The organism is Rhodococcus sp. NPDC057014 (assembly GCF_042673295.1).
Lineage (GTDB): Bacteria > Actinomycetota > Actinomycetes > Mycobacteriales > Mycobacteriaceae > Rhodococcus_F.
The window spans coordinates 26,705-39,762 of the sequence record NZ_JBHUSF010000045.1 but is presented as its reverse complement, the minus strand read 5'-3'; the positions used below and the strand labels follow the sequence as shown (position 1 = coordinate 39,762).

At 68.2% G+C, this 13,058-nt stretch carries 11 protein-coding genes and 1 pseudogene; 7 read left to right on the top strand and 5 right to left on the bottom strand.

The window, feature by feature from the left end:
• Window positions 1–340 (top strand): annotated as a pseudogene (locus tag ACFTZB_RS12460) (patatin); the annotation flags it as partial.
• Entirely contained in the window at window positions 337–1,818 is a 1,482-nt protein-coding gene (locus ACFTZB_RS12455) for a flavin-containing monooxygenase (RefSeq protein WP_378431920.1), read from the top strand. The pseudogene ACFTZB_RS12460 and the gene ACFTZB_RS12455, both read left to right, overlap by 4 nt.
• Before the next feature lie 102 nt (window positions 1,819–1,920).
• Here ACFTZB_RS12455 and ACFTZB_RS12450 read toward each other — a convergent pair whose 3' ends face one another.
• From ACFTZB_RS12450 to ACFTZB_RS12435, 4 genes are all read right to left on the bottom strand, one after another.
• Window positions 1,921–3,102, bottom strand: coding sequence for a thiolase family protein (locus tag ACFTZB_RS12450; protein ID WP_378431919.1), 1,182 nt, complete (start codon window positions 3,100–3,102; stop codon window positions 1,921–1,923).
• Between the two features lie 92 nt (window positions 3,103–3,194).
• Window positions 3,195–4,751 carry a GMC family oxidoreductase gene (locus tag ACFTZB_RS12445; RefSeq protein WP_378431918.1) on the bottom strand — a complete coding sequence of 519 codons (1,557 nt, stop codon included), beginning with the start codon at window positions 4,749–4,751 and terminating at the stop codon, window positions 3,195–3,197.
• Window positions 4,748–6,307: an APC family permease gene (locus ACFTZB_RS12440; RefSeq protein ID WP_378431917.1), complete on the bottom strand. Its 1,560-nt coding sequence runs from the start codon at window positions 6,305–6,307 to the stop codon at window positions 4,748–4,750. The genes ACFTZB_RS12445 and ACFTZB_RS12440 overlap by 4 nt, the downstream gene beginning before the upstream one ends.
• 27 nt (window positions 6,308–6,334) lie before the next feature.
• Window positions 6,335–7,837, bottom strand: coding sequence for an aldehyde dehydrogenase family protein (locus tag ACFTZB_RS12435; protein WP_378431916.1), 1,503 nt, complete (start codon window positions 7,835–7,837; stop codon window positions 6,335–6,337).
• Window positions 7,838–8,062: 225 nt separating this feature from the next.
• Here ACFTZB_RS12435 and ACFTZB_RS12430 point away from each other — a divergent pair, with 225 nt between their 5' ends.
• Complete coding sequence (locus ACFTZB_RS12430) at window positions 8,063–9,010, top strand: aldo/keto reductase (RefSeq protein WP_378431915.1); 948 nt, start codon at window positions 8,063–8,065, stop codon at window positions 9,008–9,010.
• Between the two features lie 2 nt (window positions 9,011–9,012).
• Here ACFTZB_RS12430 and ACFTZB_RS12425 read toward each other — a convergent pair whose 3' ends face one another.
• Window positions 9,013–9,930 (bottom strand): tyrosine-protein phosphatase, encoded by a 918-nt coding sequence (locus tag ACFTZB_RS12425; protein WP_378431914.1) that lies wholly within the window; start codon window positions 9,928–9,930, stop codon window positions 9,013–9,015.
• A 221-nt stretch (window positions 9,931–10,151) separates the two neighbouring features.
• Between ACFTZB_RS12425 and ACFTZB_RS12420 the strand changes: the two genes are divergently transcribed.
• Genes ACFTZB_RS12420 through ACFTZB_RS12405 form a run of 4 tightly spaced genes read left to right on the top strand, consistent with a single transcriptional unit; the run spans window position 10,152 to window position 13,058 of the window.
• A complete protein-coding gene (locus tag ACFTZB_RS12420; RefSeq protein ID WP_378431913.1) occupies window positions 10,152–10,928 on the top strand; it encodes an SDR family oxidoreductase in 777 nt (258 codons plus the stop codon).
• Between the two features lie 35 nt (window positions 10,929–10,963).
• Complete coding sequence (locus tag ACFTZB_RS12415; protein WP_124390733.1) at window positions 10,964–11,755, top strand: SDR family NAD(P)-dependent oxidoreductase; 792 nt, start codon at window positions 10,964–10,966, stop codon at window positions 11,753–11,755.
• 45 nt (window positions 11,756–11,800) lie between these two features.
• A complete protein-coding gene (locus ACFTZB_RS12410; RefSeq protein WP_378431912.1) occupies window positions 11,801–12,613 on the top strand; it encodes an SDR family NAD(P)-dependent oxidoreductase in 813 nt (270 codons plus the stop codon).
• 34 nt (window positions 12,614–12,647) lie between these two features.
• On the top strand, window positions 12,648–13,058 hold the full coding sequence (locus tag ACFTZB_RS12405) for a hypothetical protein (RefSeq protein ID WP_378431911.1): 411 nt from the start codon (window positions 12,648–12,650) through the stop codon (window positions 13,056–13,058).

Sequence of the window (13,058 nt, the reverse complement as noted above, 5' to 3'; positions counted from 1 at the left end):
CGACGGCGGCGCGGCGTCGACGGCGTCCGTCGACCTCGTGCTCCCCATCGAACTCGACGAGGTGATCTTGCTGGAACCGATGGCGTCGACCGGCCGCATCGCCGGCCGCGGGGCCGCCCGCGTCGAACGCCGGATGCTGCGGAACTGGATGAGTGCGGGCCTGGACGCCGAAGTCGCGAGGCTGCAGGCGGCAGGCACCCGGGTGCTCCGGCTCGACGCGACCGCCGAAGACCTCGCCGTCATGGGCCCGAATTTCATGGACGGCCGGCGCCGGCTCGCCACCCTCGAACATTCCCTCGTCACCACCCGAGCCCAACTCGCGAACGGAGTCCGCGCATGAACCACTACGACATCCTCATCGTCGGTGCCGGGATCTCCGGCATCGGGGCCGCCATCCGCCTGAAGCAGAGCGGGATCGACAACTTCGCCGTTCTCGAGAAGGGGGACTCGCTGGGCGGGACGTGGCGCGACAACACCTACCCGGGCTGCGCGTGCGACGTCCCGTCGGCCCTGTACTCGTACTCGTTCGCACCGAACCGGGAGTGGTCACGGTTGTTCGCCGGACAGGAGGAGATCCGCCGGTACATCGAGCGCACCGCCGCCGAACACGGGGTGCCCGCCCACGTGAAGTTCGGAACCGAGATGCAGCGCGCCCGGTGGAGCGAGCAGACGAGGCGCTGGACGGTGGACACGTCCGCGGGCACGTTCACCGCGAACGCCGTCATCGCCGCCGCCGGGCCGTGGAACGAACCGCTCGTTCCCGCCATCCCCGGTCTCGACACGTTCACCGGCGAGGTCTTCCATTCCTCCCGCTGGAATCACGACTACGACCTCGCAGGCAAACGTGTAGCCGTCGTCGGAACCGGTGCGTCCGCAGTGCAATTCGTCCCGGCCATCCAGCCGAAGGTCGCGGAAATCCACCTGTATCAGCGCACCGCGCAATGGGTGCTGCCGAAACCCGACCACACGCTGCCCGGCGTCGAGCGCACGATCCTGCGCCGCGTACCGGGTGCGATCCGCGCGTTGCGACGCCTCGAGTACGCGATCATGGAATCTCTCGGGCTCGGCTTCCGGCACCCGTGGATCCTGCGGATCGTCCAGCAGATCGGCAAGGCGCAACTGCGTGCCCAGGTGCGGGACCCGAAGCTGCGCAAGGCGTTGACGCCCGACTACACGCTCGGCTGCAAGCGGCTGCTGCTGTCCAACACGTACTACCCCGCGCTCACCCGCCGCAACGTCGAAGTGCACGCCAACGCCGTGCAGTCGGTGCGCGGCAACGTCGTCGTCGGCAGCGACGGCGCCGAACGGGAAGTGGACGCCATCATCTTCGGTACCGGCTTCCACATCCTCGACATGCCGATCGGGTCCACGGTGTTCGACGGCGAGGGCCGCAGCCTCGACGATCATTGGAAGGGCAGCCCGCAGGCGTATCTCGGCACGACCGTCGCGGGCTTCCCCAACGCGTTCGTCCTCCTCGGACCGGCTCTGGGTACGGGTCACACGTCGGCGTTCATGATCCTCGAGGCGCAACTCGACTACCTGATCCAGGCGGTCACGCAGGCCAGGAGCAACGGGTGGACCAGGATGGAACCGCGCCGGGACGTGCAGGACGCGTTCAATGCCCAGGTCCAGGAAGCCCTGGCCACCACCGTCTACAACGCCGGTGGCTGCCAGAGCTACTTCCTCGACGTCAACGGCCGCAACAGCTTCAACTGGCCGTGGTCGACCGACCGCATGCGGCAGCGACTCGGCCGGTTCGACGAGGCGGCGTACGACGTGTCGCGTGAGCCGGCGACGGCTACAGCGACTTCGCGATGATTCCCTTCATCACCTCGTTGGCACCCGCGTAGATCCTCTGGACGCCGTCACCTGACGTGAGCGGCAAAGCGTGTGCGGGCACACTGTGCCACTCACCTGGGGTCAGATGCGCTTGAAGAGGGCTGCGAGGGCCTGGCCGCCGCCGATGCACATGGTGACGATGCCCAATTCGAGGTCGCGGCGCACCATGTCCTTCGCGATCCGCAGACTCAGGATCGCCCCGGTCGCCCCGACCGGGTGACCCAACGCGATCGCCCCACCGTACGGGTTGGTCTTCTCCGGGCTCAGCTTCGCGTCCCGGATCACCGCGACCGCCTGCGACGCGAACGCCTCGTTCAACTCGATCACGTCGATATCACCCGGGGTGGTCCCGGTCTGCTCGAACAGATTCTGCAACGCCAGCACCGGGGCGTACCCCATCAGCGCCGGGTCCATCGCCGCCGTCGCGACCGCTTCGAGGGTCACCAGCCCGGTCAGGCCCTTCTCCCGGGCGGCGGACTGCGTGGCCAGCACCAGAGCCGCGGCGCCGTCGTTGATCCCCGACGCGTTCCCCGCGGTCACCGACCCGCCCTCCTCGAACGCCGGCCGCAACTTCGCCAGGGTCTCGAGGGTGGTGTCGGGCTTGGGATGCTCGTCGACCTCGACCGTCTTGGGACGCCGGCCGCCGATCTGCACCGGGGTGATCTCCTCGGCGAACGCCGCCCGCGCGGCGTCGGTGGCGGCGCGGCGCTGGGATTCGACGGCGAACTCGTCCTGCTGCTCCCGGCTCACGTCGTACTTGCGGGCGACGGCCTCGGCGGTGCGGCCCATGTGCACCCCACCGAACGGGTCGGTCAGGATCGCGACGGTGCCGTCGACGAGCTTGCGGTCGCCGAGCTTGTACCCGGAGCGGGCCGAGAAGTCGTAGAACGGCATCCGCGACATGCTCTCGTCGCCGCCGGCGAGGGCGAAGTTCACCCCACCCCACCGCATCTGCTGCGCCGCCGACCACACCGCCTGCAGACCGGACCCGCACAACCGGTTGACGGTGTACGCCGGGGTCTTCTCCGGCAGCCCGGCGGCCAGGGCGACGCGGCGGGCGTTGTAGGCGTCCGGCCCGACCTGACCGATGCAGCCCATCACCACCTCGTCGATGTCGCCGCCCGCCACTCCGGCACGGTCCAGCGCGGCCTTCGCGGCGGTGGCACCGAGTTCGTGGGCGGGCACGTCCTTGAACGCACCGCCGAAGCTGCCGATCGGGGTCCTCGCGCCGTCGACGACGACGATCGGTTCGGGAGAATTCATGACGTGCCCTTCCGTCTCTCTGCCAGTACGGGGAGATAGTAGGACTTCAAAGTACCTGGCTGTTCACGCAGGGCCTCCCGCACGTCACCGCGTCAGAGTCCGCGAATCAGATCGGCGCACTTCTCGGCCATCGTCATGACCGTGATGTTGGGGTTGACGTACGGCAGTTTCGGCATGGCGGACGCGTCCACCACCCGCAAATTGCGCACCCCCTTGACCCGCAACTCCGGATCGAGGACGGCCGCCGGGTCGGTGGCCGCACCCATCCGGGCGGTCCCGGCGGGGTGATACACCGTGTTGTGGGTGCGGTGCGCGTAGTCGATCAATTCGTCGTCGGTTTCCGCCTCCGGCCCGGGAGCCAGTTCCCTCGTGATCCAGCCCCGGAACGGTTCCTGCTCGGCGATGCGGCGTGCCAACCGGAATCCGGCGAGCATCACGGCCTCGTCGTGGCCGTCGGGGTCGGTGAAATACCGGGGGTCCACTCGCGGACGATCCCGGAAGTCTCGGGAGCGCAGCCGCACCGTTCCGCGGGAGAGTCCCTGCGTGACGTTCGGTGTCAGGCAGAAACCGTTGTCCGTGGTGGGGTAGCCCCATCGAAGGGTGTTCATGTCGAACGGCACGCTGCCGTAGTGCATCATCAGGTCCGGATGGTTCAGCCCCTCCTCGGTGGTGGCGAACAGGCCGATCTCCCACCACTGCGTCGACTCGGTGACCATCGGCCGGGACGCCTCCCAGAACACGAGACCCTCGACGTGGTCGTCGAGGTTCTGCCCCACGCCGGGGGCGTCGACACGGACGTGCACGCCCATCTCGCGCAGGTGCACCGTGGGCCCGATTCCCGAGAGCATCAGCAGTTTCGGGGTGTCGATGGCCCCGGCTGTGACGATCACCTCGCGGCGCGCCGACACCGTGTCGTATCCGGTGAGGTCGGGACGCTGGTAGCGCACGCCCGTCGCCGCCTGCTGATCGTCGAACAAGATCTCGCTCACCCAGCAGCCGGTGCGCACGTCGAGGTTGGGGCGGGTGCCGAGAATCGGGTGCAGGTAGGCGTGCGACGACGACATCCGGGTGCCGTCCTCGGACGCGTTGATCTGGAACCACCCCGCTCCGTCGAGGACGCTCGTGCCGCGGTTGAACTGCACGGTGGGCAACCCGACCTTCGCCGCGGCCTCGAGCAGGGCGACGCCGCAGGGGTCGTTCGGGGGGACGTCACGCAACCGCACGGGACCACTGCGGCCGTGCTGCTCGCCGGGGGCGTCGTTGTTTTCCACCCGCGCGACGAGCGGCAACACGTCCTTCGCGCCCCAGCCCGTCGCACCGGCCGCCGCCCAGTCGTCGAGCGTCTCGGCGGGTGGCCAGAACGCGATACACGAATTGTGCGACGAGCAGCCGCCGAGGACCTTGGCCCTGGCGTGCCGCATGAAGCTGTTGCCCCGCTCCTGCGGCTCGACCGGGTAGTCCCAGTCGTAGCCGGAGTCGAGCAGGTGCATCCACTGCGACAACTCGAGGATGTTGCGGTCACCGACGTCCGACGGCCCGGCCTCCACGAGGCACACGGTCACCGACGGGTCCTCGCTGAGCCGGGCGGCGAGCACGCATCCGGCGGTTCCTCCGCCGGCGATCACGTAGTCGAACACGGTGTCCGTCATGGCAGTTCACTCTCCGCCTCGTCCTTCGTCGTCGCCGCGTGCGAGGCGAGGCAGCCGATGTGGTTGCGGCCCTTCACCGCGTACCAGAGCAGACCGAGCCCGAGGATGATGCCGATGTAGACGAACGCACCCCACGTGTTGTACCAGGGGGTTCCGTACACTTCGGGGCGTGGCCACGCCAGGTTGAGCGCCATTCCCACGCCCCACAGCACGGCGAAGATGTTCACCGCCAGCCCCCACCGGCCCATCGTGAAGTAGCCGCTCTCGGCGAGTTCCTTCGGCGGCCACTGCCCCTGCAGCCGCTTCTTCAGCAGCGGACCGGTGACCATGAGGTACGCCAGGTAGATCATGATGATCGCGATCGACGTCAGCACCGTGAAGATCTGCGGCTGACCGATGTTGATGACGAGGATGAACGCTGCGAGCAGGCCGATCACGATGGCGGGGACCACCGGCGTCTGATGCTTGGGGTTGACGTGCGCCAGCCGCTCCCCGAAGGGCAGGGCGTTGTCGCGGGCCATCGCGAACGTGAGGCGGATGGCCGCGGCGTGCACGGCGAGCGAACACACCGTCACCGCGACGACGATGCAGACCAGGAAGATCTTGCCGAGCGGTCCCCACATCACCTGCTCGACGATGTACTGCAGGCCGCCCTCGCTGCTGCCGATCAGCGGATCGTCGAGGTCGGGGGCCGCCATGACGGCGAACACCAGGATCGCCCCGCCGATCACGAAGGACGCGAGGATCGCCCGCAGGATCGCCTTGGGTGCCGTCCGCCGCGGGTCGACGGTTTCCTCGCCGAGCGAACTCGCGGTGTCGAAGCCGTACATCACGTACCCGGACGCGAGGGACGCCACGAGGAAGACGGTCAGATACCCGCCGGCCTCCCCGGCGCCGTACCCGTGGGTGGAGAAGAACACCTCCGGGCCGCGGGTGATGTTGGCGGCGAGGATGACGGCGATGAGGACCGCGGCGATCAATTCGACGAACACACCGGTGCTGTTGATGAGGGCCATCAGCTTGACGCCGAATGCGTTGACCGCCGTGGTGAACGCGATCATGATCGTGCCGAGAATGACGGCGTTGGTCGCGAAGTCGTACTCACCGCTGCCGTCGCCGACGATCTGGAAACCGCTCCACAACCGCGGCAGGTTGAGTTGCAGCGCGAGCACGACAGCGGAAAGAGTGACGATCGACGCGGTGAGCATCAGCCAGCCCGACGACCAGCCCACGATCCTGCTGCCGAGCAGCTTCGCCCAGTTGTAGACCGAGCCGGCGACGGGATATTTGGCCGCGAGTTCCATGAAGCACAGCGCGACGGCCATCTGCCCGACGAACACCATCGGCCACGACCACAGATACGCCGGACCCGCCGTGCCGAAACCGAAGTAGAACAACTGGAACGTGCCGGTGAGAATCGAGATGTAACTGACTCCCGCCGCGAAACTGGCGAACTTGCCCAGACTGCGGTCCAATTCCTGTTTGTACCCGAGTTCGCCGAGTCCACTGTCCCCCGGCTCATCTCCGTCACCCACTGCTCCGTGCCGAGTAGCCATCGTTCTCTCGCCTCTCCGTGCGCCGGACTAGCCGTTGTCGAACCACCCCGCCGCCGTGGGCGAGGTGTTGTGCCAGATGTGTTTGGTCTCCTGATATTCCGCCAGACCGGCGGGGCCGAGTTCGCGCCCGTTCCCCGACATCTTGAATCCGCCCCACTCGGCGGCCGCGGTGTAGTAGCCGAAGTCGTTGAGCCACACCGTTCCGTGACGCAGGCCGCGCACCATGCGTTCACCCCGGGCGCTGTCGGCGGTCCGGACGCCCGCGGCGAGGCCGTACTCGGTGTCGTTGCCCAGTCGCAGCGCCTCCTCTTCCGTGGTGAAACGCTCGACGGTGAGGATCGGCCCGAACGTCTCCTCCTGCACAAGGCGCATGGTGCGGTCGCAGTGGTCGAAGATGGTGGGCAGGTAGAAACTCCCGTTCGCCAACGCGGGATCCGACGGCCGGGCTCCCCCGGTCACCAGCCGGGCGCCCTCGGCGCGTCCGAGTTCCACGTACTTTTCGACCTTCTCCCGGTGGGCCTCGGATACCAGCGGGCCCGTTCGGCTCGCCGGGTCGAGACCGTTGCCCATCCGGATCTTCTCCGCCCGGGCCGCGAGCGCGGCGACGAACCGGTCGGCGATGGATTCCTCGATGATCAGGCGGGTTCCCGCCGAGCACACCTGACCGGAGTGCAGAAACACACCCGTGAGCACCTGGTCGACGGAGTCGTTCCCGTCGGCGTCGGCGAAGACGATGTGCGGATTCTTGCCGCCGAGTTCCACCGCCACCTTGGTGACGTTCTTCGCCGCGGTCTCGAGGATGACGCGTCCGGTGGCCAGCCCACCCGTGAAGGACACGAAGTCGACGTCCGGTGTTCCCGTGAGCGCCGCGCCCAGGACGGCGCCGCTGCCCTGCACGAGGTTCACCACCCCGGCCGGAACACCGGCTTCGGCGATCAGCGCGGTGAACGCGATCGTGCTGAGCGGGGTCACCTCGCTCGGTTTGAGGACCATCGTGCACCCGGCCGCCAGTGCGGGCGCCACCTTCCACGAGATCTGCAGGAGCGGGTAGTTCCACGGTGCGATGAGCACGCACACACCGATCGGCTCGCGCACCACCCGGCTGATCACGTCGGGGCGGCCGACGTCCACCAGGCGGTCCGCCTCGACCGCGGCGAGTTGCGCGTAGTACCGGAACACCGACACCACGTCGTCGATGTCGATCCTGCTCTCCTCCAAAGTTTTTCCGGTGTCGAGCGTCTCGATGCGCGCCAGGGTCTCCTTGTCGCGTTCGAGCAGATCGGCGATCCTCGCGACGATGGCGGTGCGCTCGGCGACCGGTGTGTGCGGCCAGGTGCCCTCGTCGAACGCCGCGCGGGCCGCGGCGACGGCGCGGGCGGCGTCGTCCGGGGAGGCCTCGTCGACGGTGGCGACCACCGACCCGTCGGCCGGATTGATACAGTCCCGGGTCTCGCCGGAGCTGGAGCGGATCCACCGCCCGTCGACGAACAGGCCCGTGTTCAGAAGGTCATCGATCGACTGGTCCTGCATCACTCAACTCCGTGTCTCGCCGGAACGAACGCACCCCCTCCACGGTATGCCGTCGGAGTCGCGGTCGGCGGGGTTCGCGCACACCTGTCCGATTCGCGGGGGAATCGGCGACCGGAAAGCGTGTGTCCGGTAGCCGGACGCGCGTGCGCCTAGCGGCTGCGATAGCGTCGTCAGGCGAACTCTTCGCACATTCCCGGACAGGACACACCTAGAAACGGAGCACCCGTGGTCGCGATCGGCAACTCGGATCTGGACATCTTTCCCCTGGCCCTCGGTGGCAACACCTTCGGCTGGACCAGTGACGAACCGACGTCGTTCGACATCCTCGACGCGTTCGCCGCGGGTGGCGGCAACTTCGTCGACACGGCGGACTCGTACTCCGCGTTCGCCGAAGGCAACTCCGGTGGAGAGTCCGAGACCGTCCTCGGCAACTGGATGGCGTCCCGCCACAACCGGGACCACATCGTGATCGCCACCAAGGTCAGCCAGCACCCGGAGTTCACGGGACTGGCGCCCGACAATGTGCGGGCAGCGGCGGAGGCGTCCCTGAAGCGGCTGCAGACCGATTACATCGACGTGTACTACGCGCACTTCGACGACGCCGACACGCCCCTCGTGGACACGCTCGGCGCGTTCGACAAGCTGGTCCGCGACGGACTCGTCCGGCACGTCGCCATCTCCAACTACTCGCCCGAGCGCATCCGCGAGTGGTTGTCGCTGACGGCCGAGCACGGTTTCGCGGCGCCGATCGCGCTGCAGCCGCATTACAACCTGGTGCACCGCCACGACTACGAGCCCGAGGTGGCCGCGCTCGCGACCGAGAACGGCCTGGGCGTCTTCCCGTATTACTCGCTCGCGGCAGGTTTCCTCGCCGGCAAGTACCGCACCCAGGCCGACCTCGAAGGCCGGGCCCGCCAGCGGATGGCGACCCGCTACTTCTCCGAGTCCGGTCTCGCCGTCGTCGATGCCCTGGCCGAGATCGCCGACGCGCACTCCGCGGAAATCTCCACCATCGCACTCGCGTGGCTCCTGACCCGGCCCGGCATCACCGCGCCGATCGCGAGCGCGAGCCGCCTCGAACAGCTTCCCGCCCTGCTCGACGCCCCGACCGTGACGCTGAACGCGTCCGAGATCAGCCGGCTCACGACCCTCTCGGACGCGATCGGGGCCTGACCTCAGCCCAGCAGCTTGCTCCGGAGCCGGTCGACCGTCGCCGAACTCAGACCCAGCCCGTCGGTGAGGTAACGGTCGACCGTGCCGTACTGCTCGGCGAGCCGGCCGAGCCCGGCCTCCAGATAGCTGCGGTCCACGCCCAGCAGCGGCTGGTAGATCTTCGCCACCGCCTCGCCGCGGCTGGCGGCGATCTGGTCGTACGTGACCTTCATCGACGCGGCAGTGTATTCGTTGGTGAGCAGATAGTCGTCGAAGATGGTGTCCTGCGAAACGCCGGCGATGGACAGCAGCAGCGCGGACGCCCAGCCGGTGCGGTCCTTGCCCGCAGTGCAGTGGAAGATCTGCGGTCCGTCGGTGTCGGCCAGTGACGTCAGGAGTTGCGCGAACCCGGCCCGGGTCGCCGCGTCGTCGACGAAGCTGCGGTTCATCTGCTGCATGAACGCGACGGCGTCCGCGGGCGACTTCAACTGCGCGACAGCGGCACCCAGGTCACCCGACAGGATCGGGATAGCCTGATACCGCGGTCCGGCCGGAAGCCGGTCGGGTTTCGCCGCCACCTCTTCGACGGTCCGCACGTCGTACACCGCGGTCAACCCGAGCCCGGTGAGGACGGCGAGATCCTGATCGTTCGGAACCAGAGCGTTCGAACGGTAGAACAACCCCCGTGTGACGTGTCCCCCACGGGCGGTCGCATATCCCCGGCCCGATCCCCCCACGTCGCGGAAATTGTCGACCGACGCCAGCCGCGGAGTCTCGACGACCGGGCCCGCGCTCCCGAAATCTGACGAGCCGAAGTCCGGGAGGCTGATTCCGGGCAGCGAGAACGGGTCCGCCGAAGCGAGCGCCGGAGCGCCGAGACCCGAGAACAGCACGCTGCCGGTGATCAGCACCGCGGCGGTGGAAGTGACACGTCGAGACATGGGAACCCTTTCGATGGTCTGAGGAGATCCGCCCGTCCGGCATGTCCGGAACGTCAGCGGGTAATCCACATCACAGTGGTCCGGCGTTTCCTGTGGCTACGAGTTGTTCCGATCACCGGGAGAACCCGTTTCCCGCGGAGGCCGCCCACAGCAGACTCGGGCCGTCGGCAGCGGAGACGCCCGACGAACGTGACTTTTCGACGACGAGGATGTGAGCTGAGATGACCGAGACCGCACAGCAACTGGCGGGGAAGGTTGTGATCGTGACCGGGGCGGCGCGGGGGCTCGGCGCAGCCTTCGCCCAGCGCATCGTCGACGAGGGCGGCAGCGTCGTCGTCGGTGATGTTCTCGACGACGACGGCCGCGCGACAGTCGAGCAACTGGGTGACCGGGCGCGGTACTGCCACCTCGACGTCACCGACCCGCAGCAGTGGCAGGCCGCCGTCGACGTGGCGACGAACGACTTCGGACGCGTCGACGGCCTCGTCAACAATGCGGGCATCTCCACCGGCCAGTACATCGAGCACGAACCGCTCGAACACTTCCGGACTGTCCTCGACATCAACCTGACCGGCGTGTTCAACGGCCTGCAGGCCGTCATCGGTCCGATGCGCGCCGCCGGCGGCGGATCGATCGTCAACATCTCCTCGGCCGCCGGGCTGATGGGACTCGCCCTGACCGCCGGCTACGGCGCGTCCAAGTGGGGCGTGCGCGGGCTCACGAAGATCGCCGCCGTGGAACTGGGCACCGACCGGATCCGCGTCAACTCCGTCCACCCCGGCATGACGTACACCCCGATGACCGCGGGCCTCGGAATCCAGCAGGGCGAGGGCAATTACCCGAACACCCCCATGGCGAGAGTCGGGGTACCCGAGGAGATCGCGGGCGCCGTCGGATTCCTGCTCTCCGACGCGTCCACCTATGTCACCGGAGCCGAACTGGCCGTCGACGGCGGTTGGACCGCCGGGCCGACCGTCAAATACGTCATGGGCCAATGACATCGAATTCGAAAGCGACACGAGGAGCACAGACGATGAATCGATTCGACAACCGGCGCATTCTGGTGACCGGCGCCGCGTCGGGTATCGGCCAGGCCACCGCCCTCCGCCTGCTCGAGGAAGGCGGCACCGTTGTGGCTGCCGACGTCTCCGAGGACGGCCTCGCGCGGACGGCGGAACTCGCCGAAGCGGCAGGCACAGCGGGGCGCCTCAGCGTGGCCTCCATCGACATCGGCGACGAGGCGTCCGTCGTCGACGGCGTGAGCAGCAGCGTCGAGAACCTGGGCGGACTGGACGTGCTCGTGAATGCTGCGGGCATCCTCCGCGCCTCACACACCCACGAGACGCCCGTGGACCTGTGGAATCAGGTGATCGGGATCAACCTCACCGGTACGTTCCTCATGGTTCGCGAATGCCTGCCCGCGCTGCTGCGCAACGAACGCAGCGTGGTCGTGAACTTCAGTTCCACGTCGGCCGCGTTCGCGCACCCCTACATGGCCGCGTACGCCGCGAGCAAGGGCGGCATCCAGTCGTTCACCCACGCGCTGGCCCTCGAATACGGCAAGCAGGGCCTGCGCGCCGTCGGTGTCGCCCCCGGCAGCATCAAGACCGGAATCACGGATGCCACCTCCGGATACGTGCCGTCCGACGCCGATTGGGGCCTGTTCTCCAAGCTGTCACCCATCCTGCCCACCACCCTGGAATCGGGCGGCGCGGCCATGGGCGGACCCGAGCAGGTCGCCGGAGTCGTCGCCATGCTCGCCTCCGACGACGGCGCGTTCGTCACCGGAACCGAGATCCGCATCGACGGCGGCACCCACGCCTGAGCGGTGACCCCTTGCGCGGGCGACGGCGGCACGTAGGTTGGACGCATGAGCCTCCCCACTCCTGCCGCCGATCGCACCGCGCTCGTCACCGGAGCGTCGTCCGGGATCGGCACGGCCCTCAGCCGTGAACTCAGCCGCCGCGGTCACCAGGTGGTACTCGTCGCCCGCCGGGCCGAGAAGTTGGAGGAACTGGCCACCGAACTGCGGGCCGCAGGCGGCCGGGCGCACGTGCTGGATGCCGATCTGTCCGATCGCTCCGCCCGCGCGACCCTGCTCGACCGGGTCGGCGAACTCGGATTGACCCTCGACATTCTCGTGAACAACGCCGGCCTGTCCACGCTCGGCCCCGTGGCCGCGTCCGATCCGGACGCCGAGATGAACATGATCGAGGTCGACGTGACGGCCGTCGCCGACCTGTGCAGCCGCGCGCTCCCGGGCATGGTGCACCGGCGCCGGGGAGCGATCCTCAACGTCGCATCCACCGGGGCGTTCCAGCCACTGCCCGGCCAGGCGGGATACGGCGCCTGCAAGGCATTCGTCCTCTCCTACACCGAAAGCCTGACCGGCGAACTGAAAGGCACCGGGGTCACCGCGACCGCACTCTGCCCCGGACCCGTCGACACCGGATTCGGCGAGACGGCAGGTTTCGCGAAGGAGGACGCGGAGGCCGCACTGCCCAGCTTCATGTGGGAGAGCCCCGAATCCGTGGCCAAGACCGGCATCGACGGGCTCGACAAGGGACAGATGGTCGCCATCCCCGGTTTCGCGAACCGGGCGGCGTCCATCTTCGCGCGCCTGGCGCCGAACAAGTTCCTCGTTCCCGTCCTCGCCGGCCGTCATCCCGGTTTGCGGACGTAGGCGCCGCCCGCCGGTTTACTGTGGGCTGGTGGAGATGACTACCGCTACGCGCCGATTCGCCCAGATCACCGCAACCGTGGCTGCCGCAGCCGCCGCCGTTCTCGGGAGCGCCGGTGTGGCCGCCGCCGACGAATGGCCGCCGATACCCACCGAGCCCAGTCCGCTCGCACCGTTCGACAACCAGAACTTCCTCACCCCGACCGATCTCGACTACTGGAATCCGTTCGTCAGCGCGAATCGGCTCACGTCGCCGTTCGGGACCGCCAACCGCATCGTCTGCACCGGATTCCACGGCGTACTGCTCGATTGCTGGCAAGCCGACCAGAACGGGCAACCCCACAAACTCGTCAAACTGTCCCTGGACTTCCCCGGGTCGCTCGGCGCCTCGCTCCCCGGCGGAGGTCCCGGGCACTTCGTCTACCCGGGTTTCATTCCGGGCAGCTGA

Coding starts and splice junctions, on each gene's coding strand:
- ACFTZB_RS12455 (WP_378431920.1), top strand. CDS start 337: ATGAACCACTACGACATCCTCATCGTCGGTGCCGGGATCTCCGGCATC.
- ACFTZB_RS12450 (WP_378431919.1), bottom strand. CDS start 3,102: ATGAATTCTCCCGAACCGATCGTCGTCGTCGACGGCGCGAGGACCCCG.
- ACFTZB_RS12445 (WP_378431918.1), bottom strand. CDS start 4,751: ATGACGGACACCGTGTTCGACTACGTGATCGCCGGCGGAGGAACCGCC.
- ACFTZB_RS12440 (WP_378431917.1), bottom strand. CDS start 6,307: ATGGCTACTCGGCACGGAGCAGTGGGTGACGGAGATGAGCCGGGGGAC.
- ACFTZB_RS12435 (WP_378431916.1), bottom strand. CDS start 7,837: ATGCAGGACCAGTCGATCGATGACCTTCTGAACACGGGCCTGTTCGTC.
- ACFTZB_RS12425 (WP_378431914.1), bottom strand. CDS start 9,930: ATGTCTCGACGTGTCACTTCCACCGCCGCGGTGCTGATCACCGGCAGC.
- ACFTZB_RS12420 (WP_378431913.1), top strand. CDS start 10,152: ATGACCGAGACCGCACAGCAACTGGCGGGGAAGGTTGTGATCGTGACC.
- ACFTZB_RS12415 (WP_124390733.1), top strand. CDS start 10,964: ATGAATCGATTCGACAACCGGCGCATTCTGGTGACCGGCGCCGCGTCG.
- ACFTZB_RS12410 (WP_378431912.1), top strand. CDS start 11,801: ATGAGCCTCCCCACTCCTGCCGCCGATCGCACCGCGCTCGTCACCGGA.
- ACFTZB_RS12405 (WP_378431911.1), top strand. CDS start 12,648: ATGACTACCGCTACGCGCCGATTCGCCCAGATCACCGCAACCGTGGCT.